This is a genomic window from Sphingomonas endophytica (assembly GCF_001476895.1).
Taxonomy (GTDB): domain Bacteria; phylum Pseudomonadota; class Alphaproteobacteria; order Sphingomonadales; family Sphingomonadaceae; genus Sphingomonas; species Sphingomonas endophytica_A.
In genome coordinates this window covers 1-1,060 of the sequence record NZ_LDTB01000135.1, presented here as the reverse complement: position 1 = coordinate 1,060, position 1,060 = coordinate 1, and the positions used below count along the sequence as shown (strand labels likewise).

Genomic DNA, 1,060 nt, shown 5'->3' with positions numbered 1-1,060 from the left:
GACTTCTCCTCGGCATCGATGCGCTTGACCACGACGCGGTCATGCAGTGGGCGGAAGGTGGATTTAGCCATGACGTTCCCTCTTAAAGGTCCTCTTGGAGGCTTGGTTTCAGGTCCGGTTCATCGAGACCGGTGTTGAATGCCGGCCCGGTCGGCGCCAGGCAGGACGCCCGACGCATTTAGCAATCGTGGTGCAAGAGTGCTAATTGTGGGCCGGGAAATATGGCTTGGCGCAGTTTCTGTCAAGCAAACGGGTTAAGGCCTTGGTGAGGCCAATATAGGATGGTGGACCGGAAACCAAATCGTAGCGATGACGTACTTTTGTCAGACGTCATTGCTCCGTCTTAAGTTTTACGCTTGGCTGCATGACGGGTGCGGCCGGGACATAGTCGGGGGATACATATGATCATGTCACTCAACGCGCGATTGGTCGCACGGTTCGCGGCTGTTTCGGCGCTGACGACACTCTTGGGAGCGTGCGGCAGCATGAGCCTGCCGTCGCTGTCGTCGAACCCCGAGCCGGCGCCTTCTGAACCGGGAGTCGCCCCGGAAATGCCCGCGTCGATCCGCCCCGACGAGATCGTCGGCCGCTGGGGTCTCGCCTCGTTCCAGAATCCCGCCGACCGTGCCCGCACCGAGGCCGCCGCGCGCGGCCAGTGCAAGCAGCCTTACGTGATCGGCGCCGGCCAGAGCGGCGGCGTCATCATGCATCTGGCCGACCAGGCTACCCCGCAGGAATTGCGGCTGAAGGGTTCCCCGAGCGGCAAGAACTATATCGGCCCGCCCGGACCGGTGCCCGGCGAGCAGGACCGCGAGATCATCTCGTTCGACGGCAGGGTCCTGATCACCCGCTTCGTCGACAAGGACGCCGCCACCCGCTACGGCAACATGGTCTACGTCCGCTGCGCGCCAAGGGCGTAAGAGCGAGGCTGGTCCTTCCGTTCATCCTGGAGCCGCATCGGCAGTACACGTCTCCCCTTGTGGGAGAGGTCGAATTGCATCGCAGATGCAATTCGGGTGAGGGGTCTCTCTCCGCGAGTGACCCTCTCGCATTCCAAGTT

The 1,060-nt window shown here is 62.4% G+C and carries 1 protein-coding gene; it reads left to right on the top strand.

What is annotated here, in order from left to right; all coding sequences use genetic code 11:
* Positions 1 to 485 precede the first annotated feature (485 nt).
* Positions 486 to 920 carry a hypothetical protein gene (locus tag NS334_RS16350; RefSeq protein WP_206542680.1) on the top strand — a complete coding sequence of 145 codons (435 nt, stop codon included), beginning with the start codon at positions 486 to 488 and terminating at the stop codon, positions 918 to 920.
* The last annotated feature ends 140 nt before the right edge of the window (positions 921 to 1,060 follow it).